Origin of the sequence: Flavobacterium chungangensis, from assembly GCF_042654045.1 — a bacterium.
GTDB classification, from domain to species: domain Bacteria; phylum Bacteroidota; class Bacteroidia; order Flavobacteriales; family Flavobacteriaceae; genus Flavobacterium; species Flavobacterium chungangensis.
Genome location: NZ_JBHSFY010000003.1, coordinates 325,055 through 350,980, shown reverse-complemented (window position 1 = coordinate 350,980; position 25,926 = coordinate 325,055). Strand labels below are relative to the sequence as shown.

Sequence of the window (25,926 nt, the reverse complement as noted above, 5' to 3'; positions counted from 1 at the left end):
AATGAAAAATATACTTTTAGCGACTTTCCTTTTTATTGGAATCGCAGTACAGGCGCAAGACAAAAAGAAATTTGACAAACCAACAATCGTTGAAGCTTCTTGCGGAGAATGTCAGTTCGGAATGAAAGGTAAAAGCTGTGATTTAGCCGTTCGCATTGACGGAAAAAGCTATTTCGTGGACGGAACTACAATTCACGATCACGGTGATGCACACTCCGAAAAAGGTTTTTGTAACGCAATCAGTAAAGCTTTAGTTACAGGAGAAATCAAAGGAGACAGATTTAAAGCAACTTCATTTACCTTAATCGACGATAAAAAATAATGGCATTAATTCTCGAAAACATTGCCAAACACGTTTCTCTGACACCAGAAGAACAGGCGCTTTTTTTATCTAAACTAGAAACGAACACTTACAAAGCCAAAACGCTTTTATTAAACGCCGGCGAAGTCTGCAAACATTCGTATTTCGTAAATTCTGGTATTTTAAGAAGTTTCAATATCAACGACAATATTGTTGAACATGTTTTATCGTTTGCCTGCGAAGGCTGGTGGATGAGTGACATGTACAGCTTTTTTTCACAGAAACCAGGCCAGCTTTTTATTGAAGTTCTGGAAGAAGCAGAAGTTGTTTCTTTATCTAAAGAAAATCAAGAACAATTGTATCTTGAAATTCCGAAACTGGAACGTTTTTTCAGAATTCTAATTGAGAATTCATTAGTTGCGAATCAACAGAGATTAATGGACAATTTGAGTTTACCTGCGGAAGAACGTTTCGAAAAATTCACAAAAAAATACGGAACATTGGTTCACAAAGTTCCTCAAAAACAAATCGCTTCTTTCATTGGTGTAACACCGGAATTCTTCAGCAAAATGAAAGCAAGACTTTTGAAAAAGTAAAATTAAACCATTAAGATATTAAGATTCATTAAGCTAGACTTAATCTTCCTTATTTTTAAGGATATAAAAATATCTTAATGGTAAAAAAAAGAATTAAAATTGCTCAACCTCTGTAGAATGTTCCATTGCGGTTATTGCTGATTTTCCTAACATTACTGTGTTCTGAACGGCATCAAAATAAGAAGTTCCCACAAAAGCTTGATGTTTTACTGCTCTGAATCCATTTTTCTGTAATGCGAATTCTCTTTCCTGCAATTCAGAATATCCTGCCATTCCACGCTCTTTGTAAGCTCTAGACAATTCAAACATACTGGTATTTAAAGCATGGAATCCTGCCAAAGTAATGAACTGAAAACTATATCCCATTGCAGCCAAATCTTCTCTGAATGTTTCCATTTCGGCTACTGATAATTTTGCTGCCCAATTGAAAGAAGGTGAACAATTGTAAGCCAGCATTTTATCTGGAAATTCTTTTTTCATTGCTTTTGCAAATTTTCTAGCATAATCTAAATCTGGATTACTGGTTTCCATCCAAATTAAATCGGCGTAAGGTGCGTAACTCAAACCTCTTGCAATTCCTTGATCGATTCCGTTATTTACATAAAAGAAACCTTCAGGCGTTTTCTCGCCCGTTAAAAACTTTCTGTCTCTAGGATCGGCATCGCTTGTCAATAAATTTGCTGCATCAGCATCTGTTCTCGCTACAATTAAAGTTGAAACGCCCATAACATCTGATGCCAGACGCGCTGCAATTAATTTATTTATTGCTTCTTGAGTTGGAACCAAAACTTTTCCGCCCAAATGTCCGCACTTTTTAGCAGAACTCAGCTGATCTTCAAAATGAACTCCAGAAGCTCCTGCTTCAATCATAGATTTCATCAATTCGAAAGCATTTAAGTTTCCTCCAAAACCTGCTTCAGCATCAGCCACAATGGGAACTAAATAATCTTTTTTATCTTCAATATTATTTACAATCTGAATCTGATCGGCACGCAACAACGCATTGTTTATTTTTTTAACCACCATCGGAACGCTGTTTACTGGATAAAGCGATTGGTCAGGATACATTTCTCCCGCCAGATTTGCATCAGCTGCAACCTGCCATCCGCTTAAATAAATCGCTTCCAAACCCGCATCGACTTCCTGAATCGCCTGATTTCCAGTCAACGCTCCCAAACCCGCAACATAATCCTGACTTTTTAACTTTCTCCATAATTTCTCTGCACCCATTTTCGCAATAGAATGCTCAATTTTATAAGACCCTTGAAGCGTTACTACTTCGCTTGCGGTGTAAGGACGCTCAACACCTTTCCATCTCGGGTTTGTAATCCAATCGTTAATCAATTCCTGAATTCTGTCTTCTGTTGTTTTCATAATATAGTTTAGTTAAAGTGGTTCGTATTTTAGTGTTCAGTTTACAGTTAAAAGTGTTCAGTTTTAACTGTACTTTTTTTTTCAACACATAGAAACATAGTTATTCTTTGTGATTAAAGGCGTTTCACTTGTTTTAATACATCCCGATAGCTATCGGGACTATGTGTGAAAAACTAGTTTTTTTCTTTTCCCTTTTATTTAAAATCTAAATCTATGTTTCTATGTGTTTAAATAATTTAAGAGTAAATTTTATCTGCTTGATCTGCTAAATCTGCGGGAAAAAATTTATTCGCTCGCAGATCTGGCAGATTGAGCAGATTTTAAAAGTTTATAAGTATTTGTAACACGGAATCGTCAAGAAATCAACAAAATCTGGATTTACAACTAATCTTTCTAATACTTTTTCAGCCAATGGAAATTGTTGTTTTTCATGATTTTCTTCGCCTAATTCCTCTTTGATTTTACTGAATTCATCTAAAGCCAATTCATGATAATAAGCCAAATCTAATTTTCGTCCATTATCCAAAAGCACTTTATTCTGAAGCCATTGCCACAATTGCGATCTAGAAATTTCGGCCGTTGCTGCGTCTTCCATCAAATTATGCAAAGCGGCAGCGCCTTGTCCGTTCAGCCAGGAAGCCAGATACAAAACTCCAACATTGATATTTTTTCGAACACCATTTTCAGTGATGATTCCGATTGGTGGTTCAATCAAATCGGCTACTGTAATTTTTCGATGTTCTCTTTTTATATGAATCTGATTTGGAGTTGGCATTCCTTTATCAAAAATCTCTTTTGCAACCGCAACCAAATCTGGATGCGCTACCCAAGTTCCGTCATGACCGTTTCGAACTTCACGCTCTTTGTCGGTTTTTACTTTTGCAAAAGCAACAGCATTGGCTTCTTCATTGTTTCGAATCGGAATCTGTGCTGCCATTCCGCCAATCGCATGAATTCCTCTTTTATGACATCTCTGAATTACCAAATTCGAATAGGCATTCATAAAAGGCGAAGTCATATTTACCTGATCGCGATCTGGAACAATGAATTTTGGATTTTTTCTAAACTTCTTGATGTATGAGAAAATATAATCCCAACGTCCGCAATTCAAGCCAACAATATGTTCTTTCAATTCGTGAATAATTTCATCCAGCTGAAAACTTGCTGTTATGGTTTCAATTAAAACCGTCACTTTTATCGTTCCTCTTTTCAACTTCAAATAATCCTCGGTAAAATCAATTACATTATTCCACCAACGCGCTTCCAGATAATGTTCTAATTTCGGAATGTAGAAATAGGGTCCAGAATTATTTTCCAAAAGTCGTTTATGATTATGAAAAACATACAGTCCGAAATCTATCAAAGAACCCGAAACTTCTTTTCCTTCAATTAAAACATGCTTTTCTGGCAAATGCAAACCTCTTGGGCGAACAATCAGCGTTGCTGTTTTTTCATTCAAATGATACGATTTCTGTTTAACCAAATCTGTAAACGTAATTGTTTTTTTTACTGCATCAATTAAATTCACTTGCCCATCCATAAGGTTTTGCCAAGTTGGTGAAGTGCTGTCTTCAAAATCGGCCATAAACGTTTTGGCGCCAGAATTCAAAGCATTGATAATCATTTTACGGTCAACCGGCCCGGTAATTTCTACTCTTCGATCCAGTAAATCTTTAGGAATTTCTCCAGCTGTCCAATTACTTTCTCTGATGCTTTTTGTTTCAGGAGTAAAAACGGGCATGATTCCCTGATCAAAAGTGACTTGTTTCTGTTCTCTCTGTAAAAGCAATAATTTTCTTTGCGATTCGAATTTTCTGTGCAATTCGATAATAAACGCAGTCGCTTCTTCTGTCCAGATTTTTGGATAAGCAAGCTTTTTGTCGGCTAGGAATTCTATAGCCATTTCAGTAATCTCTAATTGGTTTTTCATAGCTGCAGATTTTAATTTTTAATTTGACTAAACAGATTTTCTATTCAATCCTTTTCATCCATCAAAACAACTCAATCATAACTAATTCATAATTAACAAGTTTCAACGATACAATGTTATAAAAAAGTTTTTTACAAAACAAGCGAACGTTCGCTAAATTTTAAAAATATTTTTTTGGCGATTATTTTTAGATTACTTACATTTGGATTATGGATATCGAAAAAGACTATATAAAGCTGATTTTTGGGCTAAAAATGAAACAAGTTCGAACGCAAAAAAACTTGTCTCTTTTTGGCTTAGCCAAACTGACCAATCTTTCAAAATCGTACTTAAACGAAATTGAAAAGGGAAAAAAATATCCCAAAACCGATAAAATTTTGCTTTTATGCGAACATTTGGACGTGACTTACGACCAAATGGTGTCTTTAAAACTCGATAATAACCTCTCTCCCATTGGCGAAATCTTGAAATCAGGAATTTTAAAAGAAATTCCACTAGAGCTTTTCGGAATTCAGGAGGCAGATTTAATTGATATTATTGCGAATGCTCCAGCCAAAGTCAATGCGTTTATTAGTACCATTATCGAAATTGCACAGCATTATAACTTAAGTCGTGAAAGCTTCTTTTTGGCCGCTTTACGTTCGTATCAGGAAGCGCACAGTAATTATTTTGAAGATTTAGAAGAAAAAGTAATTTCGTTTTCGAAGTCATTTCAAATCAATCTGGATTCTAAAATTAGCATTGAAGAATTAGAAGCGATTTTAAAAGAAGAATACGAATACAACATCAAAGAAATTGCTTTTACAGATCAGGAAGCGTTAGACGATTTACGTTCGATTTATGTTCCGAAAAGTAAAACTTTATTGCTTTCGACCGAACTTGATGCTCCGCAGAAAGCTTTTATTTTAGCTAAAGAAATAGCTTATAATTATTTAAAAATATCCGATCGTTTGCTGACTTTCAGCTGGATTAAGTTTGAAAATTTTGATCAAGTACTGCATAATTTTTACGCTTCTTACTTTGCCGGTGCTTTATTATTGCCGAGAAAATTGGTTGTAGATAAAATCAATAATTTTCTAGAAAACGAAAACCCAAAACCAGAAGAATTTGTTCAATTAATTGAAAGTTTTGAAGTTTCGCCAGAATCTTTCTATCAGCGATTGACCAATTTATTGCCGAAAGATTTTCAGCTAAAAAACTTATTTTTCTTAAGATTATCGCATAAAATCGGTTCTGATTTTTACCAGATAAATAAAGAATTACACATTACACATCAGCAAGAACCTCACGCCAACGAAACCAATGAGCATTATTGCAGAAGATGGGTCTCGATAAAAACAATTGATGAAGCCATCAAACAAAACAAATCTCATTTTTTTGACGCTCAGATTTCTAGTTATGCCAATAGCGGGAACGAGTATTTGGTTTTTTCATCGGCTACAAAAGATCCTTTTGCAGAAAATTACATCAGAAGTATTTCCGTTGGAATCTTAATAAATCCAACAATGAAAAAGAAATTCAAATTCATTGATGGAAAACCTTTGGTGAAACGAATTGTTGGTGTAACTTGTGAAACTTGTGCCGTGAAGGATTGTTTGGAAAGAAGCGCTCCACCGACTGTTTTGGAAAGAGAGAAACGCCATGAAAATACGGATACTGTTGTACAGCAGTTTATCAATCAATACAGTTAGAATCTTATGAAATATTTTGCTTTAATAATTACTTTGTTTTTTATCAACTTCAACCAGAAAACAGATAGACTTACTGGCCGTTACAATTATTTAATTGAAGACGATAATACCTACGTTCAAAAAGATAAAATTACTTTTAAGGACAGCGTTTTTTCTTTTGACAACAAGTATCTGCCAAAAGGGAAAGTTTCTTATGGAAATGTCATATTGTTAGACAATTTCATTAATACTGATTTGATTATCAGCATTTCGAAAGATCAAATCGAAAAAGATACGATTCCTTTTTTTATGCATGATAAGAAAAGTACTTCTGCGAATTATCTTGATGAAGTGGTTGGAAAAGGGAAATTGGTTAGGATTAAATAAAAGTTTTTTAATAATCTCGCAAAGACGCGAAGTCGCAAAGATTGTTTTTTAACACAATCTTGTCATCTCGACGAAGGAGAGATCTCCGCGAGTAGCTCGACAAAGTAAAATCTACAACGAAAAACAATGAAATTATTCAACTTCATTTTATCCTTATTACTAATGACATTTTCAAGTTGTTTAAGCCAAGCTACATCAGAGAAAGAGAAAACCCATATTTCAAAGCCTACAGCTAATATTGAAGAATTAGAAATGGAAGTAAATAATGGAGGATTTAATCAATATTTTTTCAATTCTAGCGGACAAAATTGTTTCAAAACATTAAAAGCATTGAAGAAAAATAAAAAGTTTAAAACCGCGAAAATTCTTGAATCGGCAATTAATTTAATTAATCCGAAAAAACTATCTAATGAAGATTTAATTATAAAACTTCGAAATCAAGAAGTAGAAGAACTAGACAATGAAGAAATAAATGCAAAATTAGAACTCTTGGATTTAGAGTTTTATAAATATGCTGATGGAAATTTACAAGAATAATCTTTCCTTTGTAGAGCTACTTGTGGAGATCTCTCCTTCGTCGAGATGACAAAACTGCGTGGTTACTTTGGCATGAAAACTTTGTAATTTCTGATCTTTGTAGAGTTTCGCGTGTGATCCTTCATTCCTCAGGATGACAAACTGAAATCTTTAAGTTTTTGTCTCAATAACTTCTTCTGAAAATAAAAATTTCTAACCTAGCCCCGATAGAAGTGGAAATCCTTTTGTGGTGGGGTTCACCACAAAAGATTGAAACGGATAGCGGGACTGAACGTCTTTTGAAAACAATACTTCTGCTCCCGAAAAAAACTTAGAAACTTAGCATCTTAGAACCTCAGAATCTTTTCTTAATCTACATTAAGTGCTTTTCGTCTACATCGACCGTATCTTTGTACTATAAAAATAACAAAAGGACAAAATCATGGAAAATATAGTATTGCACAAAGCAGACACAAGAGGAAACGCAAATCACGGATGGTTGAACGCTTATCATAGCTTTAGTTTTGCGAGCTGGTACAATCCTGATAGAATTCAGTTTGGAGCGCTTCGTGTTTTGAACGATGATACAATTGCTGCCGGAATGGGATTTGGAACTCACCCTCACGATAATATGGAGATTATTACAATTCCGTTGGAAGGTGATTTGGCTCACAAAGACAGCATGGGAAATACGGAAGTGATCAAAAACGGTGATATTCAGGTAATGAGCGCTGGAACTGGAATTCAGCACAGTGAGTTTAATCCGAATGAAGATCAGCACACTAAATTGTTGCAGATTTGGTTGTTTCCAAACAAAAGAAATGTTACGCCACGTTATCAGCAAATTACTTTGGATGTTGCCGATAGACACAATAAATTGTCTCAGGTTTTATCTCCAAATGCAGATGATGAAGGAGTTTGGATTCACCAAGACGCATGGTTCAATATGGGGAATTTCGATTCTGGAATTACGGCCGAATATAAAATCAAAAAAGAAGGAAACGGAGTTTATGCTTTCGTTTTAAAAGGAAATGTAACCATCAACGGTCAGGAATTAAATTCTCGTGATGCGGTTGGAATTTCAGAAACTGATGTTTTAAATATTAAAGCAAATACAGACGCTGAATTTTTATTAATGGACATTCCGATGAATTATTAATTCAAACAAAAACAATTAATACCTGTACTTTGAAACGATAATAAATCTGGAAATCAGATTATTATCGTTTCTTTTTTTGTTCCATTTCAAAAAAGAAAGACTAACTTTATGAATAAGAAAATTGGTCTGACTTTAAAATTAAATTCATCCTTAAAATTTTAAAACCATGAATCCAAATAACCTAACTAAAGAATATACAAACGGAGAAGTGACAATTGTATGGCAATCTGGAAAATGCATTCATTCTGCCAATTGTGTCAAAAATAATCCAGATGTTTTTCGCCCAAAAGAAAAACCGTGGATTACTCCAGAGCAATCTACAACTGAGAAAATAATTTCTACTGTTAATAAATGTCCTTCGGGAGCGCTGACATTTTATATGAATAGCAAAAACTAAGCTTAAGCATTAGTTTTTTTTGCCACAGATTAAAAGGATTAAATTGATTTTTTTCGTCACGTCTCGAGCGATAGCGAACAGGCGTAGCAATTGCTCGAAATAAATTGAATTGAAATTTGTGGAAATTCGTGGCAATATTTCTTTTAATCCTTTTAATCTGTGTAATCTGTGGCAAAAACAATCACCTTTTTCATTTCTTAATCTAGGTTAAGTGCTCCAGGACAACTGTAACCGTAACTTTGTCCTATCAAAATGAAACAAATTAATTATTTAAAAAAATAAAATTATGGCAACTACAAAATGGTCAATTGACCCAACTCACTCAGAAATTGGTTTTAAAGTTAAACACATGATGTTTACAAATGTTTCAGGAAAATTCGGAACTTATGATGCTTCTGCAATCACAGAAGGAGAAAGTTTTGATAATGCAGATTTCAGTTTTTCTGCTGATATTTCTTCAGTAGACACTGCAAACGCGGATCGTGACGGACATTTAAGAAGCGGTGATTTCTTTGACGCTGAAAATCACCCGAAATTAACTTTCAAATCTTCTGCTTTCAAAAAAATCAATGATGGTGAATATGAATTAACTGGAGATTTAGATATTAAAGGTGTTTCTAAAACAGTAAAATTCCCAGTTGAATTTAGCGGAATCATGACTGATCCTTGGGGAAATACAAAAGTAGGTTTAAGCATAGAAGGAAAAATTAATCGTAAAGATTGGGGTTTAAACTGGAACTCAGCTCTTGAAACAGGTGGTGTTTTGGTAGGTGAAGAAGTAAAATTAAACATCGAATTACAATTTGTAAAACAAGCTTAATACTTTAAAAATAGGTTTTAATTTGGTTGGTTAAGAAGCCTGCACCTTTTCTCGGGAGTGCAGGCTTTTTTGCTTTTAGGAACGGGGCTTCGACTTCGCTCAGCCTGACAATCGTATTCCTAAAGATATCATATGTCAGGCTGAACGAAGTCGAAGCCCTTTTTTACTTTATATTTCTAAATTCAGTCGGCGACATTCCGGTTTGTTTTTTGAAGAATCTGGAGAAATACGAATAATCCTCGTAGCCTACTTTAAAGGCAACTTCGCTTACTGCTAATTGTTTGTCGATCAGCATTCTTTTTATTTCCAGAATTACCCGATCTGTGATTACCTCTGTGGCTGTTTTTTGGAGAATTTCGTTGCAGATTCTGTTTAAATGCTTCAGCGTAATATTTAGTTTTTCTGCATAAAACGAAGGTAGTTTTTCGGTTCTGAAATATTCTTCTAAAAGTGATTCAAACGTATTGATTTTGATATTGTATGAATGGGTTTGATGCGAATACGTTTCGCCATATTTTCTTGCCACTTCGATGTGAATGCAGTCTAGTAAATTCAATAATTTGTCTAATTGATATTTATTAGCTTGACTATTTTCCTGAATCAACAAATCAAAATAAGGAAGGATTTTCGGGATTTCCTTTTCTTCAAAAACCATCTCGGGACGGTTTTGAATGGAATGGTAAAAATTGTAATCGTTGATCTTTTTTTGTCCGAAATACAGATTGTACAATTCCTGTGAAAAGATAATAACGAAACCTTCAATATCTTCCGATAAATTCCAATGGTGCATTTGTCCAGGTTGAAGCACAAAAAGACTTCCTCTTTTGATTTCGAATTGATCAAAATCGACTTCATGCAATCCCGATCCCTTTGTAAAAAAGACCATTAAATAGGAATCGTGTCTATGCGGTTCTTCGACAAAACTGTGATTTTTTAAATGCTCCGTAAAAGTATTGACATAAAAATCGCGGTGAATATCGTTACAGCTAAAATTCTGAACACTATAAATGGGATATTTTTTCATAATAGGTATTATTATTTTCTTGATTATAAAAATCCCCGTTTTCCATTTTTTAATTTGGAATTTGCTTTTTGAAAATTTAAATCAAAATGTCTTTATTGTGCTATAATAAGCGAAGATACTAAAAAGACTTTTATAATGCTCTGAATTACCTTTGTATAAACAAAAATCAACAATATCATGTCAAGCGCATTAACTCATATTTTAAAAAACGAATGTCCTGTTTGTCATAAAGGAAAAGTTTTTACAGACAAAAATATTTTTCTGAATTTCAGTTTTCCAAAAATGAATGAATACTGCAGCCATTGCAATTATAAGTTCCAAAAAGAGCCTGGTTATTTCTTTGGTGCTATGTATGTAAACTACGGATTAACAGTCGCTCAAGGAATTGCAACCTATTGTATTGCTCAATTTTTCTTTGAGAAAAATTTCGATTTAAGAATCATTCCAATTATTGCTGTGGTTATTACTTTACTGACTCCTTTTAATCTTAGATTTTCAAGATTAGCATGGATTTATATGTTTAAGGGATATACGAGCTAAAAAAATAGTACTTTTGCCTTTCAATTGAAACTAATTTTCAATCAAAAAAGTAAAAAACAAATTAGACAAATGAAAGCATACGTATTTCCGGGTCAAGGAGCGCAATTCACAGGAATGGGTAAAGACCTTTATGAAAATTCGGCTTTAGCCAAAGAATTATTCGAAAAAGCAAATGAAATTCTAGGTTTCAGAATTACAGATATTATGTTTGAAGGCACTGCCGAAGAACTAAAAGAAACTAAAGTTACACAGCCTGCAGTATTTTTACACTCAGTTATTTTAGCTAAAACTTTAGAAGATTTCAAACCGGAAATGGTTGCGGGACATTCATTAGGAGAATTTTCAGCTTTGGTTGCTAACGGAACTTTATCTTTTGAAGATGGTCTTAAATTAGTTTCTCAGCGCGCTTTGGCTATGCAAAAAGCTTGCGAAATCACTCCATCAACAATGGCAGCTGTTTTAGGTTTAGCGGATAATGTTGTAGAAGAAGTTTGTGCTTCTATCGACGGTGTTGTGGTTGCAGCAAATTACAACTGCCCTGGTCAATTAGTTATTTCTGGTGAAACTACTGCTGTTGAAAAAGCTTGTGAAGCAATGAAAGCTGCTGGAGCAAAACGTGCTTTGATTTTACCTGTTGGAGGTGCTTTTCACTCTCCAATGATGGAACCAGCAAGAGAAGAATTGGCTGCCGCAATTGAAGCAACTACTTTCTCTGCTCCTATTTGCCCAGTGTATCAAAACGTAACTGCCAATGCGGTTTCTGATGCTAACGAAATTAAAAAGAACTTAATCATTCAGTTAACTGCTCCTGTAAAATGGACTCAGTCTGTACAACAAATGATCGCTGATGGCGCTACTTTGTTTACTGAAGTTGGTCCTGGAAAAGTATTAACCGGTTTGATTAATAAAATTGATAAAGAAGTTGCTGTTGCGAATGCTTAAGTAGTGTTCAGTATTCAGTATTCAGTGTTCAGTTTTTAGTGATCAGTTAAAAACTATACTTATAAAAAATCCTCATGAACAGATTGTTTATGAGGATTTTTGCTTTATTATTTTATTTTTAAGATTTATCCTTCCAAGGATAAGCTTTTATTCTTTTCGACATTTCCGTTTTAAATTCTTCCGGAGTTAATCCTTTCTCAAATTCAGCCTCAAAGTCATCTACCCACCATTCTCTAATTCTCCTAATTGATTCTGCTTTTGCTTCCTCTACAGTTAATCCTTTTGCAAATTCCGCATCAAAATCAAAATCATTTCTAATCTTTTCTTTTTCAAACCCCATTATTCCTACATTTTAATTCTTACAAATTTACAAAATAAAATGAATCAAATTTTACAAAACTTTCTTTTCTTTCTTTTTGTAATTAATAATAAAAACTCCCAAAATGATCAGGATAGTTGCAATTATAAAATCAATGGTAATTTTTTCATCCAAAATAAGCCAGCCAAAAAATACCGCAATTATAGTGTTGATATAGGCTAAAATAGAAACCTGAACCGGAGTAACATGTTTCAGAGCATAATTATAGCTAAAAAAAGCAATTACAGATCCGAAAATCGACAAATATAATGCCGCAAAAATACTTTTAGTACTCCATAAATTCACATCGATAGTGGGCGAAAAAATAAATGCCAAAACAATCTGAATGCACGAAGCCATTGTAAACTGGTAAAATAAATTAAGAACTATATTTTTAGATTTATTTCCATGAAGTTTGGTATAAATTGTTCCGCCCGCCCAGGCAGTAATCGCAAATCCCATAAACATCATTCCAATTCTATAATCGGCATCTAAAAAAGATCCTAGTCCGTCTTTAAATATAAAAACCACTCCCGAAAACCCTATTATGACCCCAATAAACCCTCTTAAACTTGGTTTTTGTAATTTAAATAAAATACTGCCCAGAAAAATAAGTATAGGAGCCATAGCACTGATTACCGAAGCCAGTCCGCTTGGCACTGTCTGCTCCGCAACGGTTGTAAAACCATTTGCAATTACAATCATCAAAATAGAAGGAACAAGCTGGTGTTTTAAATTTTCCCATCCAATCCATTTCAATTCTTTTTTAAACAATAAAATAATCATCATGATTATTCCCGCCAATCCCTGACGAATTGAAGTTACAAACCAAGGCGGAATAGTCTCAACCGCAACACGAATTCCTAAAAAGGTAGTTCCCCAAATAATTCCAACAGCCGCTAAGGCAAATATTAATTTATAATCTAAACTTTGTTTCATGATAATTAATACGCTAAAAAAAATCCCAAACTATACTGCTATAATTTGGGATTTTAAAAATTTATAATTTTATTTAAAAAACTATTTATTCCTCACTTTTTGTTCCCATTCCCAAGCACTTGCCATAGCTTCGTCTAAACTTAGTTCAGCCTTCCATCCTAAGACATTATTTGCCTTATCAGTATTCGCGTAAGCTTCAGTAATATCACCTTCACGACGAGGCATCATCTTATAAGGCAATTTTATATCGCTGACTTTTTCAAAACTATGAATGACCTCCAAAACGGAACTTCCTTTTCCAGTTCCTAAATTGAACGTTTCCACTTTTGCTAAATTCTTTTTATTTAACAAGCGCTGTAAAGCAATTACGTGTGCTTTTGCTAAATCGACAACGTGAATATAATCGCGAACTGCAGTTCCGTCTGGAGTTGGGTAATCATTACCAAAAACAGATAATTCCTGGCGCAATCCTACTCCCGTTTGTGTAATAAAAGGCACTAAATTTTGAGGAACTCCCAAAGGCAATTCTCCAATTTCTACTGATTCGTGCGCTCCAACTGGATTAAAGTAACGCAATAAAATAGCACTGATATTAGTAACTTTAGCTGTATCTGTAATGATTTCTTCGCCAATCTGTTTTGTATTTCCATAAGGAGACATTGCTGCCTGAACTGGTGCATCTTCTGTAATTGGCATCTTTTCGGCTTGACCGTAAACCGTACAAGAAGAGCTGAAAATGAAACTTGCTTCTGGTTTTTGCTGTAATTCTTGTAAAAGATAAACTAAACTGCTAATGTTGTTTTCATAATACAGCAAAGGCTGTTCAACACTTTCACCAACAGCTTTTGAAGCAGCAAAATGAATTACACCAGTAACATCATTATGTTTTTTAAAAAAATCCCGAACGGCACTTTTCTCTCTTAAATCAATTTTTTCGAATAAAGGCGTTTTTCCTGTAATCGCAGTAATTCCTTTTAAAACATCTTCTGAAGAATTAGAAAGATTATCAATGATCACTACCTCGAAGCCTTCATTTTGTAATTCGACTACAGTGTGAGAACCGATAAATCCTAATCCTCCTGTTACTAATACTTTCATTTTTTTGTGGTTGTTTTATGTAGTTAATTTATAAGCTTGTCTAGCAATTAAAGTCCATTTGCTTTTTTGTTTCTGCCATACGAGCATTATTCCTATTTTAATGTCTCGATCTATTCCATCGTCTTTGGTATGAGCCGATAAAACATGTCGAACTATGGCAACATCGTTCTGAATAGTTATAGTTTGATTCTGAAAATCGATCGAAACAAAATCAGATTTTCCACTTACTATTCCTTCTATAAATTCAGCTTGGTTTTGAAAATTACCATTTGAGTGGACATAATTTAATTTGTCCGAAGTTAGCGCTTTCAATTTCGCTCCATCAGCATCAATCATTGCCTGACGCAAAATTTCAACTTGACTGCTGACAGCATTCTCTTCTTTAGAATTCGTTTTTTGAGCCAAAACCGAAAACTGAATAAGAATCATTAAAATTAAAAGACTACCTTTTCTCATCTTTATTTATTCAAAAATTCTAAAACAGAATCGGTAATAAATTTAATTTGTTCGTCGTCAAGTTCTGTGTGCATTGGCAAAGCAATTACTTCCTGTACTAATTGGTTTGTAACCGGAAATTGCTCTTCTTTATAGCGAGGATCTAAATATGCTTTTTGAGAATGCAATGGAATTGGATAATAAATTGCACATGGAATTCCTTTATCTAATAAATGTTGCATTAAAGCATTTCTGTCTGCGTTTAAAATTCTTAATACATATTGATGAAAAACGTGGTCATTTTCGTTTGCATCAAAATCAGGAGTTATGATATGTGCATTTCCAGCGAAAGCCGCATTGTATTTAGTAGCCGCCAAACGACGCGCTGCATTATATTCATCTAACAACGGTAATTTAGCATTTAAAACTCCTGCTTGAATACTATCCAAACGAGAATTCACTCCCACAACGTCGTGGTGGTAACGCTCATACATTCCGTGGTTTACGATTCCGCGGATAATGTGAGCCAATTTATCATCATTTGTAAAAATCGCTCCTCCGTCTCCATAACATCCTAAGTTTTTAGACGGGAAGAATGAAGTTGCTGCCACGTGACCAATTGTTCCTACTTTAACTTTTGATCCAGATTTAGAAATATAATCTGCACCAATTGCCTGAGCATTATCTTCGATTACATATAAATTGTATTGAGCGGCAATTTCCATAATCGCATCCATATTTGCAGCGCGTCCAAATAAATGCACAGGAACAATTGCTTTTGTTTTTGGCGTAATTGCTTTTTTCACCGCATCAATATCGATGTTCATATTATGCAAATCAACATCTACTAAAACTGGAGTTAATTGCAATAAAGCAATCACCTCAACAGTAGCAGCAAAAGTAAAATCGGCAGTAATAACTTCGTCTCCAGGCTGAAGACCAAGTCCCATCATTGCAATCTGCAATGCATCTGTACCATTAGCACAAGGAATAACATGTTTTGCTCCTAAATAATCTTCAAGATTCTTTTGAAACTGATGCACTAAAGGTCCGTTGATATAAGTATTTGTATCTAAAACTTCTTGAATTGAAGCATCTACAGTTGATTTTATTTTTTCGTATTGACTCTTTAAGTCAACCATTTGTATTTTTTTCATTTTGAATCTATTTAAAAAATTAAAGACACCGTTTTCAGACAGAAATCTCTAAAAGGAGGAACAAAAATAGTTATTAATAGCTTCAAACCAATGAAAATAGTCGAAAGAAATGTAATTTAGCTGCAAAAAAAATTACATGCTTTTTTTATACAATCTAACCATTTACATCACAGGATTTTTCTTAAAAATCATAGCACTATTTAGTCCGAAAATTAAGCTTTTTGTTGAAGGCCGAAAAAATGTATTTTCAGTATTAGAAGAAAAAATTAAAGCAGACGACAAAACAATCTGGTTTCATTCGGCCTCACTTGGCGAATACGAACAAGGACTTCCTGTTATAGAAAAAATCAAAGAAAAATATCCATCTTATAAAATTATTGTAACCTTTTTTTCACCATCTGGATACGAAGTGCGTAAAAATAACACAGTTGCCGATCTGACAATTTATTTACCTCTTGACACTAAAAAGAATGCGAAAAGATTTTTGAAGCTCGTTCATCCCGAATTTGTTTTTTTTATCAAATACGAGTTCTGGCTAAACTATTTAAAGGAGTTAGAAAAAAGCAAAACACCAACTTACCTTATTTCGGGAATTTTCAGAGATAATCAGATGTTTTTTAAATGGTATGGCGGTTTTTACAGAAAAGCGTTAAATACTTTTACTTATTTTTTTGTTCAAAATGAAAGCTCAAAAGAAAAAATTGAGTCAGTTGGATTTCATAACGTAATTGTTTCTGGCGACACTCGTTTTGATCGTGTAAATGCTATTTTAGAAAGAGACAATCGATTGGATTTTATTGAAAATTTTAAAAATAACCAATCAACAATTGTTGTTGGAAGCTCTTGGCCAAAAGACGAGATATTAATTACCGAATACATCAATCAAGCTCCTGAAAATGTGAAATTTATTATTGCTCCGCACAATATTAAACCAGATCAAATTTCAGATCTTCTGTCAAAAATCACGAAACCAACGATTCTATTTTCAGAAAAAGAAAACAAAGATTTATCTGATTACAGTGTTTTTATAATAGATACTATCGGAATTCTTACTAAGATTTATAGTTATGGCACCATTGCTTATGTAGGCGGCGGATTTGGAAATCCAGGAATACACAATATATTAGAACCTGCTACTTTTGGAATTCCAATTGTAATTGGCCCTAATTATTCAAAATTTGCAGAAGCAGTTGATTTAGTGAAAATCGGTGGCTGCATACCCATATCAACTAGCGAAAAACTCAAAGCAATTTTTAACCAATTATTGAATGATAAAAACTTTCTAGAAGAAAAAAGCAAAATTTGCAAATCGTTTATTCAAGACAATAAAGGAGCCACTGAAACGATTATGAAACTCATCTCGTAACCTTTTGATTTGATAAAGATGTTAAATTTGAAGAAAAAAGCAAAAACAATTCTGCTCGAATACTCTTAAAAAACAAAATAAATCCTTAATCAAAGAAACTAAATAACTGATTTTCATGAAGTTTATTTAATAAAAAATTATTTAGACTAGAAATTAGATAATTTAAGAAAAATTTATAATTTTGGCATATTCTTTGATAAATAAGATAAACGTGAGTAAGGAAAATATTTTAAAAAAAAAGTGAAAAAATATTTTACATATTAAAAAATTTATATCTTTGCCACGAATTAATAATTAACCTTTTATAATAAAGTAAGATGAAAAAAGTATTTTTAAGTTTAGCTGTTGTTGCTGTTTTAACTGTTGTATCTTGTAAAAAAGCTGACGCTGCTGCTGAAGCTCCTGCTGTAGATTCTACTGCTGTTGCTGTTGATTCAGCTGCTGCTGTTGTTGATTCTGCTGCTGCAACTGTTGATTCTGCTGCTGCTAAAGTTGATTCTGCTGCTGCTAAAGTAGAAGAAGTAAAAAAATAATTAGAACCTAAGTTCTAACGATTTTAAAACCATCTTTATAGATGGTTTTTTTTGCGATTAACTTTTTTTTCGCAAATTCCACAAAAAAAAAAAAAAAAAAAAAAAGCGTCCGCAATTGCGAACGCTTTTTTTTTACTCAGCTGCCTCCTCCACTTCTTCATCTTCAGATTCTTCGTCACCAAAAATTGATTCACTCGAAGAAAAATCCAAAATCTCCGACCCAGAAGAATAAGTAACAATTTCTTTCACCCCTTTCTGCAAAAGCAATTCTGTGCTATATTTTCGGCTTGTAGCAAAATGAACATCACCAAGCATCAATTTGAAAAAATATTTCCCACCAGAGCCTTTAAACTTCAAAAACTTCGCAAGATCGATATTCGCTTTAAACCTTTCAATATCCTCTTCACACTCAAACCTCAACTCATAACTCAAACTCGTAAAAATTACTTTCCCTCTCCGAGAAGTAAACGTAAACTTATATTCATCATTAAACCGCTTGCTAATTACAAAAGCACCCATTTATAAATTTTAGATTTTAGATTGTTGATTTTTTTTCTGAGATTCTGAGATTCTGAGATTCTGAGATTCTGAGATTCTGAGATTCTGAGATTCTGAGATTCTGAGATTCTGAGATTCTGAGATTCTGAGATTCTGAGATTCTGAGATTCTGAGATTCTGAGATTCTAATAAATTTACTGCGTAAATTTATTATCTGCAAGTCTGCAAATAAAAAAAGCCTCTTCAAAAGAAGAGGCTTTAGTACTCAGAGCGGGACTTGAACCCGCACGAACATTGCTGTTCACTGGATTTTAAGTCCAGCGTGTCTACCAATTTCACCATCCGAGCATTGTATGGTTTTTGAGCGAAAAACGGGGCTCGAACCCGCGACCTCGACCTTGGCAAGGTCGCGCTCTACCAACTGAGCTATTTTCGCATTTTCAAATTCTATTTAAGAACTGCAACACTTGTTTTGTTTCGTATTGCGAGTGCAAATTTAGGACATTTATTCAATTACACAAGCGTTTTTTCAAAAAAAAATCCACTTATTTTATAACATTCTGATAACCTAAACTTTAAAATTGAAAATTTTTTGATTTTATTTTTTAACTAGCATTCTTTTAATCTCATTCAGTTTCATCAATGCTTCTACTGGTGTAATTGCATTAATATCGAGACTCAAAATTTCCTCTTTTATCTCTTCTAACAAAGGATCATCTAGATTAAAGAAACTCATCTGCATTTCATCATTAGCAGATTTTATTCCGTTTAAAGCGTCACTTGAATGATTCTTTTCTAATTTCTTTAAAAGCTTTTGTGCTTTCGAAATAACTAACTGAGGCATTCCTGCCATTTTTGCAACGTGAATTCCGAAACTATGGGCGCTTCCTCCTTTTACTAGCTTTCTAACAAAAAGAACGGTGTCTTTTAATTCTTTTACTGCCACATTAAAATTCTGAATTCTCGGCATCGATTCTGTCATTTCATTCAGCTCATGATAATGCGTTGCAAAAAGCGTTTTTGCTCTTCCTGGATGCTCGTGCAAGAATTCAGCAATTGCCCACGCAATCGAGATTCCGTCATAAGTACTTGTTCCTCTTCCAATCTCATCTAACAACACTAAACTTCTATCTGATAGGTTATTCAAAATAGAAGCCGTTTCGTTCATTTCGACCATAAAAGTAGACTCTCCCATAGAGATATTATCTGAAGCTCCAACTCTAGTAAAAATCTTATCGACAATTCCCATTCTAACACTATCAGCAGGAACAAAACTTCCCATTTGAGCCAAAAGCACAATTAGAGCCGTTTGTCTTAAAATCGCCGACTTACCCGACATGTTTGGTCCGGTAATCATAATAATCTGTTGTGTCTCCCTATCCAAGAAAACATCATTGGCAATATAAGGCGTTCCAACCGGCAATTGCTTTTCGATTACAGGGTGTCTTCCGTTTTTGATATCCAATTCGAATGTATCATCGATTTCGGGCTGCACGTATTGGTTTTCGACAGCCATTTGCGTAAACGAACACAAACAATCCAATTGCGCAACCAAATACGCGTTCATTTGAACTGGTTTGATGTAAGTCGAAATCCAAGCTACCAATTGTTCAAAAAGCTCGCTTTCTATTTTATAGATCTTTTCTTCTGCTCCTAAAATTTTGGTTTCGTATTCTTTTAATTCTTCCGTAATATAACGCTCTGCATTTACCAAAGTCTGTTTACGAATCCATTCTTCTGGAACTTTATCTTTATGCGTATTTCTAACTTCAATATAATATCCGAAAACATTATTAAAAGAAATTTTCAATGAAGAAATTCCTGTTCTTTCCGATTCTCTTTTTTCAATTCCTTCTAAAAATTCTTTTCCTGAAGTTGAAATCGCACGCAGTTCATCCAATTCTTCATTTATTCCTGCTGCGATCGCATTTCCTTTTGAGATTGCAACTGGCGCATCTTGATTTAAAGTTGTTTTAATTTTTTCGCGAAGCAAATCACAAGCATGCAAACTATCTCCGATAACTTTCACCGCTTCTTGCGGACTTTCCAGCGCAAGAGTTTTAATCGGAATAATGGCATCTAAAGATTCCTTTAAATACACAATTTCTCTTGGCGAAACTTTTCCTGCAGCAATTTTAGAAATCAAACGCTCTAAATCTGAGATCTGCTTAATCTGATATTGGATATTATGCAGAATTTCAGGATTTGACTTAAAATACGCTACTACTTCATGTCTCCCTTTTATTTTATTAGCATCTTTTAAAGGCAATGCCAACCAACGTTTCAATAAACGACCTCCCATTGGAGAAAGGGTTTTATCGATAACGTCCAAAAGCGTAACTGCATTTGGATTATAACTATGATACAATTCTAAATTTCGAATAGTAAAACGATCCATCCACACGTAAGCATCTTCTGCAATACGCTGAATAGCCGTAATATGTTGCACACGATTATGTTGCGTCTCGGATAAATAATATAAAATTGCTCCAGACGCAATAATTCCTTCTTTTAATTCTTCAACACCAAATCCTTTTAACGAATTCGTCTGGAAGTGCTTTGTTAAAGTTTCTAAAGCGTAATCTTCTTTGTAAATCCAATCTTCTAGGTAGAAACTATGAAAATCTTCTCCAAAAGCAGTTTTAAAATCATTCTTATTATTCTTTGCAACCAAAACCTCACTTGGGTTAAAGTTCTGCAACAATTTATCAATATATTCTGCATTTCCTTGAGCCGTTAAAAACTCTCCAGTTGAAACATCTAAAAATGAAATTCCGATATTTTTATTAGCAAAATAAACAGATGCTAAAAAGTTATTTGATTTTGACTGCAAAACCTCATCGTTCAAAGAAACTCCAGGAGTCACCAATTCTGTTACCCCTCTTTTTACAATGGTCTTTGTCATTTTTGGATCTTCCAGCTGATCACAGATCGCAACACGAAGTCCAGCTTTAACCAATTTTGGCAAATAAGTATTAACAGAATGATGCGGAAAACCAGCAAGCGCCGTTTCTGTATCAGATCCTGCACCTCTTTTTGTTAATGTTATCCCTAAAATCTTAGAAGCTCGAATGGCGTCTTCTCCAAAGGTTTCATAAAAATCTCCTACTCTGAAAAGCAGACATGCATCAGGATATTTAGCCTTGATTTCGTTGTACTGTTTCATTAAAGGTGTTTCCTTCACCACTTTCTCTTTAGCTGCCAAATTGTAATGTTTTTAAATGAAAAATTAAGACAGCGAATTTATGCTTTTTTAGCCGCATATAAAAAGCTTCAAAAATTAAAATATTTTAAGATTTTTTTAGGTTGTAGTATAAGATTTTTACATAGCTTTGTTTATCATTAAAAAAGACCCTTAAAGATGAAAAAAATAATCTTATTCGCTATGTTAGCTGTAGCTGGTATTACGGCTACTAATGCACAAACAACTAAAAAAGCTAAAGCGGCTAAAGTTGCTAAAGTTGAAGGAGCTGGAATGGCTTTCGAAACTGAAACTATTGATTACGGAACTATCGCTCACAATGCTGATGGAAAACGTGAATTCGTTTTTGTAAACAACGGAACTAAGCCATTAATCATTACTAACACTACAGGATCTTGCGGATGCACTGTTCCAACTACTCCAAAAGAACCAATCGCTCCAGGAGCTAAAGGTGTTATTGGTGTAAAATATGCTACTGATAGAGTTGGTGCTTTTACAAAAACTGTAACTGTAACTTCTAACGCAGAAGGACAACCTACAAAAATCCTTACTATTAAAGGTACTGTTTTACCAGATCCAGCAAAAAGCTAATCTGAAAAACATTTAAAATAATCAAAAAGCTTCCTTATCTTTGGAAGCTTTTTTTATGACTACAATTCAAAAACAATGAGAAAACTCGAAAACAGCGAACTAGACCGTAAATCTATTGAAGATTTTAAAAAATCGGAGAAAACACCTTTAATATTAGTTTTAGACGATATTAGAAGTCTACACAATATTGGTTCTGTTTTTAGAACTGCTGATGCGTTTTTGATTGAAAAAATAATCCTATGCGGAATCACTGCAACTCCTCCAAATAAGGAAATCCATAAAACTGCTCTTGGCGCAACCGAAACTGTTGCTTGGGAACATCATGAAAATGTTTTGGAAGTTATCGAAAACTTAAAGAAAGAAAATGTTCTTACAATGGCAATTGAGCAGGTTGAAAGTTCTGTTTTTCTTCAAGATTTTAAAATCGAGAAAAACCAGAAGTATGCTTTAGTTTTTGGAAATGAAGTTTATGGCGTTTCGCAAGAAGCAGTAGCAATCTGCGACGGATGCATTGAAATTCCGCAACTTGGAACCAAACACTCTCTTAATATTTCTGTAAGTGCCGGAATTGTCGTTTGGGATTTATTTCAAAAAATGAACTGGCCAGAATAAAATCAATCGGATTTTTATTAAAAAAATGTGATTTTATGATATTTTCAAGCCTTAAGATGTTAGAAATGTAAATATATTTTTTTATTATTATAAAATTGATACTTTTATAAAATGAAAAATAATTATTTCTTAAAAGCATCTTTTTTATTCATTTTACTGCTGTCCAGTTTTATTGGATCTGCACAACAATATACTTCAATTCCCGATTCTAATTTTGAACAAGCTTTAATCGATTTAAATATTGATAGTGGCACTATTGATGGTCAAGTTCTGACTGCAAATATTATTAATCTAAAGACTTTAGTCCTACAAGGAAAAAATATTTCAGATTTAACAGGAATAGAAAACTTTACAAATCTGGAATATTTAGACTTAGGTGCAATTAATAATGATCCTAATAGGAATAACAAGATCAGCTATTTAAATATCACCAAAAACACAAAGCTAAAGCTTCTAAGCTGCAACTTCAACAATCTAACCAGTCTTGATTTATCAAAAAACACCAATTTAACTGAACTACATTTAAATGGAAACAAATTAAATAGCATCAACATATCTAACAATAACCTTTTAGCCATTTTTAATTGCGGCGGCAACAATCTTACAAATCTAGATGTAACCCAAAACACAGCATTAAAACATTTATCTTTCGACAGAAACAAATTAACAGATATAGATTTATCAAACAATACAGCATTAATCGGTTTATCCTGCAATTACAACGAATTAACAAATCTTAATATCAGTAAAAACATAAATCTTGATAATTTAAATTGCAGTTTCAATAAATTAACCACTCTAGATGTTAGTCAAAATACTATTATTCAAGGCATATCCTGCGATATCAATCAGCTTACAAGTTTAGATGTCAGCAATAACCCCATATTAAAAACTTTAACTTTAAATAACAATAAAATAAGTGCATTGGACATTTCTAAAAATCTTCAGTTATTTGTTTTAGATGCTGGCAATAATCAACTAACTAGTATCGATGCAACAAAACATTTAAGTTTGAACAATTTAAATATTGGTAGTAATCCAATATCCAATCTAGATATTACAAACAATAGCGCTTTAGAATCATTATCTTTTCGTTCGACAAAGGTTTCCAATATTGATACTTCTAAAAACCCCAAACTAACACAGTTATATTGTTCTAACACATTATTAACTTCTTTAGATGTTTCTAAAAATCCTAAGTTAACCAGCTTTGTCTGCAATGGTAATTCATTAAGTTCTTTGAATTTAAAAAACGGAAACAATACTCTACTTAATAATTTAAGTTTTGTCTCCAACCCAAGCCTTAACTGCATTCAAGTAGACAACGCAAATTATTCGAATGCCAATTGGGCTGCTTACAAAGACAATTCGGCTATTTATTCTAACAATTGCAGTAAATTTTCGGCTGTGGCTCCACCAGTAATTAAAGCTACTGGCGATCAATTATACTGTCCTCAAAGCACTATAAAAATTGTAACAGACGTAACCATAACAAATGATCCTTCTGAAACTGGAACCGAAGCCATTTACATTCAAATTTCTTCTGGATATTCTAGCGGTTTTGATAAACTTGTACTTTTAAATCCTACAGCGCATTCCAACATTACCACAAGTTGGGATCCTGTGGCAGGAAAACTAACATTATCTAGCACTACCACTGGAGCCGATGTTTTATATTCCGATTTTGTTGCCGCTATTAAAGATGTTGCCTTTACAAATTCTTCTGCAACAGCTTCTGGAATCAGGACATTTTCTATCACAATGGGTAAAGCAAATTACTTGCCCTCTACACAACATTATTACGAATATGTTCCAAGTATCGGAATAACATGGACGACAGCAAAAGATGAAGCAGCGGCTCGTACTTATTATGGTCTTCAAGGATATTTAGCCACTATATTATCTGCTGATGAAGCAAAACTAATTGGCGAACAAGCTTCTGGAACGGGATGGATTGGAGGCAGCGATGCCGAAACTGAAGGAGTCTGGAAATGGGTTACGGGTCCTGAAGCAGGAACTATTTTTTGGAATGGAAACGCAAACGGATCAACACCAAATTATGCTTTTTGGAACACAAATGAACCCAACCAACAAGGCGATGAAGATTATGCTCATATTACACAACCTGGTGTAGGAATACGAGGCTCTTGGAACGACTTATCAAATGCAGGAGATACCTCTGGCGATTATCAGCCAAAAGGATATGTGGTAGAATATGGCGGAATGCCGGGCGAAACTCCTTTACAAATTGCAACCAGTACCAAAATCACCATTCCTGTGGCAACACCAGCTAGCAATCTGAGTCCCGTTTGCAACTCAGGAAGTTTTACTTTAACTGCAACCGCAAATGCTGGTACGATTAACTGGTACGATGCCGCTACAGGAGGAAATTTATTAGGAACCGGAACTACCTACACCACTCCAATAATAAGTACAACTACCACTTATTACGTTGATGCAGGTTGCGAATTAAACCGAAAATCGATAACTGCAACTGTAAATATAACTCCTTCGACTCCTATTGCAGAACGAGACACCTATACCAATTGCGGGCCAGGGGTTTTAACTATTAAAGCAACTTCAAATATTGGTTCTATAAATTGGTATTCTTCAGCAACTGGAGGAACTAGTCTTTATGTTGGAACAACTTTTACCACTCCAACAATTTCATCCAATACCACTTATTATGCCGAAGCATCAAATAGTGGATGTATCAACCCAACAAGAACTCCAATAAACATAGAGATTTACACACCCCCAGCTGTTACTGATGAAACTTTGCCATTGTGCGAATTCAAGACCATAACATTAGATGCTGGGATTTCTGGAATGAATTATTTATGGTCAAATGGAGCTACAACTCAAACTACTACTGTTAGTACTGGCGGAACATACACAGTAGCCGTTACAAGTCCGTCTCCTGAAAATTGCACGAGCACAAAAACAATTATAGTCGAAGAACATAAAATTCCTCAAATTGCGCGAGTTGACGTTGAAGGAACAAGAGCTATTATCTATCCTGTAAAAGCAGAAGATTATTATGAATATTCTGTAGATGGTGTCAATTTTCAAGATTCTACTATTTTCTACGATGTCCCTGGCGGATTACAAACTGCATATGCACGAGAAAAAAATGGCTGCGGGCAAGATACCAAACAATTTGTAGTGCTTGTTTTTCCTTCATTTTTTACACCAAACAACGATTCTTACAATGATGTTTGGGAAGTAACCGGAATGGAAAATTATCCTCAGGCGGTCGTTACGATTTTTGACCGATACGGAAAATTAATAGCGCAGTTAAGCCGCTTCAAAATGACTTGGGATGGTACTCTAAATCAAGTTCCGCTTCCTGCTTCAGATTATTGGTATGCTTTAAAAGTAGATGATTCAATGCCTATTTTAAGAGGACATTTTACTTTGAAAAGATAGTTTTTAATGAGAGAATATGTCAATTTGATAATTAAAAAAAGACATCTCTAAA

25 protein-coding genes and 2 tRNA genes are annotated in these 25,926 nt (G+C 34.0%); 15 read left to right on the top strand and 12 right to left on the bottom strand.

The window, feature by feature from the left end; all coding sequences use genetic code 11:
- Window position 1: 1 nt before the first annotated feature.
- Both ACFO3N_RS06660 and ACFO3N_RS06655 read left to right on the top strand, forming a co-directional pair.
- Window positions 2-322: a DUF6370 family protein gene (locus ACFO3N_RS06660; RefSeq protein ID WP_379796245.1), complete on the top strand. Its 321-nt coding sequence runs from the start codon at window positions 2-4 to the stop codon at window positions 320-322.
- The gene (locus ACFO3N_RS06655; RefSeq protein WP_073407828.1) at window positions 322-897 is read left to right on the top strand and encodes a Crp/Fnr family transcriptional regulator; all 576 of its coding nucleotides are present in this window, start codon (window positions 322-324) and stop codon (window positions 895-897) included. Before ACFO3N_RS06660 ends, ACFO3N_RS06655 begins: the two co-directional genes overlap by 1 nt.
- A gap of 93 nt (window positions 898-990) precedes the next feature.
- On the opposite strand, the gene aceA is transcribed toward ACFO3N_RS06655, so the two are convergent.
- Window positions 991-2,271 carry an isocitrate lyase gene (aceA, locus tag ACFO3N_RS06650; RefSeq protein ID WP_379796243.1) on the bottom strand — a complete coding sequence of 427 codons (1,281 nt, stop codon included), beginning with the start codon at window positions 2,269-2,271 and terminating at the stop codon, window positions 991-993.
- 328 nt (window positions 2,272-2,599) lie between these two features.
- Window positions 2,600-4,201, bottom strand: coding sequence for a malate synthase A (aceB, locus tag ACFO3N_RS06645; RefSeq protein WP_379796241.1), 1,602 nt, complete (start codon window positions 4,199-4,201; stop codon window positions 2,600-2,602).
- A gap of 209 nt (window positions 4,202-4,410) precedes the next feature.
- Here aceB and ACFO3N_RS06640 point away from each other — a divergent pair, with 209 nt between their 5' ends.
- From ACFO3N_RS06640 to ACFO3N_RS06615, 6 genes are all read left to right on the top strand, one after another.
- A complete protein-coding gene (locus ACFO3N_RS06640; RefSeq protein WP_379796240.1) occupies window positions 4,411-5,892 on the top strand; it encodes a helix-turn-helix domain-containing protein in 1,482 nt (493 codons plus the stop codon).
- Window positions 5,893-5,898: 6 nt separating this feature from the next.
- A complete protein-coding gene (locus ACFO3N_RS06635) occupies window positions 5,899-6,258 on the top strand; it encodes a hypothetical protein (RefSeq protein ID WP_379796238.1) in 360 nt (119 codons plus the stop codon).
- A 126-nt stretch (window positions 6,259-6,384) separates the two neighbouring features.
- Complete coding sequence (locus tag ACFO3N_RS06630) at window positions 6,385-6,795, top strand: DMP19 family protein (protein WP_379796236.1); 411 nt, start codon at window positions 6,385-6,387, stop codon at window positions 6,793-6,795.
- Between the two features lie 421 nt (window positions 6,796-7,216).
- On the top strand, window positions 7,217-7,933 hold the full coding sequence (locus ACFO3N_RS06625) for a pirin family protein (protein WP_379796234.1): 717 nt from the start codon (window positions 7,217-7,219) through the stop codon (window positions 7,931-7,933).
- A gap of 166 nt (window positions 7,934-8,099) precedes the next feature.
- Window positions 8,100-8,330, top strand: a complete 231-nt coding sequence (locus tag ACFO3N_RS06620; RefSeq protein WP_250834058.1) for a (4Fe-4S)-binding protein — start codon at window positions 8,100-8,102, stop codon at window positions 8,328-8,330.
- 286 nt (window positions 8,331-8,616) lie between these two features.
- The gene (locus ACFO3N_RS06615) at window positions 8,617-9,150 is read left to right on the top strand and encodes a YceI family protein (RefSeq protein WP_379796232.1); all 534 of its coding nucleotides are present in this window, start codon (window positions 8,617-8,619) and stop codon (window positions 9,148-9,150) included.
- Between the two features lie 163 nt (window positions 9,151-9,313).
- Here ACFO3N_RS06615 and ACFO3N_RS06610 read toward each other — a convergent pair whose 3' ends face one another.
- Window positions 9,314-10,174 (bottom strand): helix-turn-helix domain-containing protein, encoded by an 861-nt coding sequence (locus ACFO3N_RS06610; protein WP_379796230.1) that lies wholly within the window; start codon window positions 10,172-10,174, stop codon window positions 9,314-9,316.
- 177 nt (window positions 10,175-10,351) lie between these two features.
- On the opposite strand from ACFO3N_RS06610, the gene ACFO3N_RS06605 reads away from it, so the two are divergent.
- Together ACFO3N_RS06605 and fabD are read left to right on the top strand one after the other, a co-directional pair.
- On the top strand, window positions 10,352-10,714 hold the full coding sequence (locus ACFO3N_RS06605; RefSeq protein ID WP_095928529.1) for a DUF983 domain-containing protein: 363 nt from the start codon (window positions 10,352-10,354) through the stop codon (window positions 10,712-10,714).
- Window positions 10,715-10,783: 69 nt separating this feature from the next.
- Window positions 10,784-11,656 (top strand): ACP S-malonyltransferase, encoded by an 873-nt coding sequence (gene fabD / locus ACFO3N_RS06600; protein WP_379796228.1) that lies wholly within the window; start codon window positions 10,784-10,786, stop codon window positions 11,654-11,656.
- Window positions 11,657-11,774: 118 nt separating this feature from the next.
- Here fabD and ACFO3N_RS06595 read toward each other — a convergent pair whose 3' ends face one another.
- The 5 genes from ACFO3N_RS06595 to ACFO3N_RS06575 form a co-directional block, all read right to left on the bottom strand.
- Window positions 11,775-11,996: a hypothetical protein gene (locus ACFO3N_RS06595; RefSeq protein WP_379796226.1), complete on the bottom strand. Its 222-nt coding sequence runs from the start codon at window positions 11,994-11,996 to the stop codon at window positions 11,775-11,777.
- 51 nt (window positions 11,997-12,047) lie between these two features.
- Window positions 12,048-12,953: a DMT family transporter gene (locus ACFO3N_RS06590; RefSeq protein WP_379796224.1), complete on the bottom strand. Its 906-nt coding sequence runs from the start codon at window positions 12,951-12,953 to the stop codon at window positions 12,048-12,050.
- Between the two features lie 81 nt (window positions 12,954-13,034).
- The gene (gene galE, locus ACFO3N_RS06585; protein ID WP_379796222.1) at window positions 13,035-14,051 is read right to left on the bottom strand and encodes a UDP-glucose 4-epimerase GalE; all 1,017 of its coding nucleotides are present in this window, start codon (window positions 14,049-14,051) and stop codon (window positions 13,035-13,037) included.
- A 15-nt stretch (window positions 14,052-14,066) separates the two neighbouring features.
- Window positions 14,067-14,507, bottom strand: coding sequence for a nuclear transport factor 2 family protein (locus ACFO3N_RS06580; RefSeq protein ID WP_379796220.1), 441 nt, complete (start codon window positions 14,505-14,507; stop codon window positions 14,067-14,069).
- Window positions 14,508-14,509: 2 nt separating this feature from the next.
- On the bottom strand, window positions 14,510-15,643 hold the full coding sequence (locus ACFO3N_RS06575) for a DegT/DnrJ/EryC1/StrS family aminotransferase (protein ID WP_379796218.1): 1,134 nt from the start codon (window positions 15,641-15,643) through the stop codon (window positions 14,510-14,512).
- A 136-nt stretch (window positions 15,644-15,779) separates the two neighbouring features.
- On the opposite strand from ACFO3N_RS06575, the gene ACFO3N_RS06570 reads away from it, so the two are divergent.
- Together ACFO3N_RS06570 and ACFO3N_RS06565 are read left to right on the top strand one after the other, a co-directional pair.
- Window positions 15,780-17,009, top strand: a complete 1,230-nt coding sequence (locus ACFO3N_RS06570) for a 3-deoxy-D-manno-octulosonic acid transferase (protein ID WP_379796216.1) — start codon at window positions 15,780-15,782, stop codon at window positions 17,007-17,009.
- Window positions 17,010-17,326: 317 nt separating this feature from the next.
- Complete coding sequence (locus ACFO3N_RS06565) at window positions 17,327-17,542, top strand: PG1828 family lipoprotein (RefSeq protein ID WP_008467260.1); 216 nt, start codon at window positions 17,327-17,329, stop codon at window positions 17,540-17,542.
- A gap of 132 nt (window positions 17,543-17,674) precedes the next feature.
- Here the strand turns inward: ACFO3N_RS06565 and ACFO3N_RS06560 are convergent, their stop codons facing one another.
- The 4 genes from ACFO3N_RS06560 to mutS all read right to left on the bottom strand — a co-directional run bounded on the left by ACFO3N_RS06560 (window position 17,675) and on the right by mutS (window position 21,245).
- On the bottom strand, window positions 17,675-18,061 hold the full coding sequence (locus ACFO3N_RS06560) for a DUF1508 domain-containing protein (protein WP_379796214.1): 387 nt from the start codon (window positions 18,059-18,061) through the stop codon (window positions 17,675-17,677).
- Between the two features lie 241 nt (window positions 18,062-18,302).
- Window positions 18,303-18,388, bottom strand: a tRNA-Leu gene (locus tag ACFO3N_RS06555).
- Window positions 18,389-18,403: 15 nt separating this feature from the next.
- Window positions 18,404-18,476, bottom strand: a tRNA-Gly gene (locus ACFO3N_RS06550).
- Window positions 18,477-18,638: 162 nt separating this feature from the next.
- Window positions 18,639-21,245: a DNA mismatch repair protein MutS gene (mutS, locus tag ACFO3N_RS06545; protein ID WP_379796212.1), complete on the bottom strand. Its 2,607-nt coding sequence runs from the start codon at window positions 21,243-21,245 to the stop codon at window positions 18,639-18,641.
- 156 nt (window positions 21,246-21,401) lie between these two features.
- Between mutS and ACFO3N_RS06540 the strand changes: the two genes are divergently transcribed.
- From ACFO3N_RS06540 to ACFO3N_RS06530, 3 genes are all read left to right on the top strand, one after another.
- A complete protein-coding gene (locus ACFO3N_RS06540; RefSeq protein ID WP_379796210.1) occupies window positions 21,402-21,833 on the top strand; it encodes a DUF1573 domain-containing protein in 432 nt (143 codons plus the stop codon).
- 75 nt (window positions 21,834-21,908) lie between these two features.
- Window positions 21,909-22,445: an RNA methyltransferase gene (locus ACFO3N_RS06535; protein WP_379796208.1), complete on the top strand. Its 537-nt coding sequence runs from the start codon at window positions 21,909-21,911 to the stop codon at window positions 22,443-22,445.
- Between the two features lie 111 nt (window positions 22,446-22,556).
- Window positions 22,557-25,874, top strand: coding sequence for an Ig-like domain-containing protein (locus tag ACFO3N_RS06530; protein WP_379796206.1), 3,318 nt, complete (start codon window positions 22,557-22,559; stop codon window positions 25,872-25,874).
- Window positions 25,875-25,926: the final 52 nt, after the last annotated feature.